Source organism: Endothiovibrio diazotrophicus, assembly GCF_054657215.1.
On sequence record NZ_BAAHXB010000257.1, the window covers coordinates 1 to 1,258 of the forward strand.

Below are 1,258 nucleotides of genomic sequence, written 5' to 3' on the forward strand. Positions count from 1 at the left end.
AAAAATTCCTTCTTGTGCTCGTCGGGCGCCAGTGAAAGCTTGATCGCTGTGGCCAAAAAGAACTGCATCTACTGTGGTGATATTAAATTCGCCGCAACCTACATAAACTGATGTCATGTCAGAGTATGGGGAGTGTTTGTGAATCCATCGGGCTAGAGTGCTCTTGCCCGTTCCCGACTCACCCGTAATTAGAACTGGGCCTGGTTGCTTGGCAATTCGTTCTGCATTGAGCTCTAGTTGATTCCAGCGTCGGTATCCGAGTGCGAGTGATAGGAGTGGGGACGGAGGGATAGCGGTTGTGGATTGGCTGTGCTCAGTTTCTGATGGGATGAGTGCTCGTTTCGAGAAAGAAGCGGAAGTTTTGGGATCTGATCTTCTGTCAGAGACAGCTTTGTGTATCTTGTTTGCGATTCGATCGATTCCCTCCGCGCTATTTAAGGCAACAAGATCTGATAGGGCTGGCGAAAAATCAAAAACGTTGGTTTTCGACACGCCATGCCAAATTGGCAAGATGGACCGCCTCTTCTCGTTGTGTTTCTGGGTTAGTGATCTTAGCTCGTGTTTTGTCCAATTTTTCAAGAAAAAATACTTACTTAGCACTACCAAGCCGAATGATGAGTCGCGCAAACCAGCTTCGATAGATTCAGACAAACTATCTCCAATTTCCAGCACAAAGTCGTCGAGCCAAACGGTAATTCCAAGTCTTTGTAATTCGGTTGCAAGGGGGCGGACAAAATCTTCTTTGTCCTCACTTGCGTGACTAATGAAAACATCATATTTCATTGGTTATCGTCTTGTTGCACTAGTTTGAATGTCAGCCTTATCGTTGCATAAGGGTAGCATAATAATAGATTGTCCCAAATAGGGCGCCGTCAATATTTTGATAAATCAGGACCCCAAACCCTCTTTGCGTTTCATTAGCCGCTCAATGGAACGCATGACCTTTTTCGTCCGTGCCATACCGGATTTGTAGGCTTTGATTACCTTGCGGACTCGTGGTCTTTTCCCCTTATGTGTGGGATAGGAACAGTTCTTGTGGAATAGGGACAGTTCTCGCTTTGTTGCATGTAGTGCACCGCCCTCCCCCCGCCCCTTCCCCCTCTTTACCCCTCCCCTCCCCCCACCACGCCCCCCCTCCCCCTGTCTTGTTTTCCCTCCCTACTTACATCCCCCCTCTCTCCCTCCGCTCCTTCGCGTCCTTCCTCGTCACTTTTCGGCCGTATGCGCGGCCCGCCTGCTAGTTCGCTGTGCTCAGCGT

The 1,258-nt window shown here is 49.1% G+C and carries 1 protein-coding gene; it reads right to left on the bottom strand.

Features of this window, described 5'->3' with window-relative positions; genetic code table 11:
• Nucleotides 1-783: TIR domain-containing protein (locus ACYQ2W_RS26210; RefSeq protein ID WP_459874019.1), on the bottom strand; the 783-nt coding region annotated here is incomplete at its 3' end.
• Nucleotides 784-1,258: the final 475 nt, after the last annotated feature.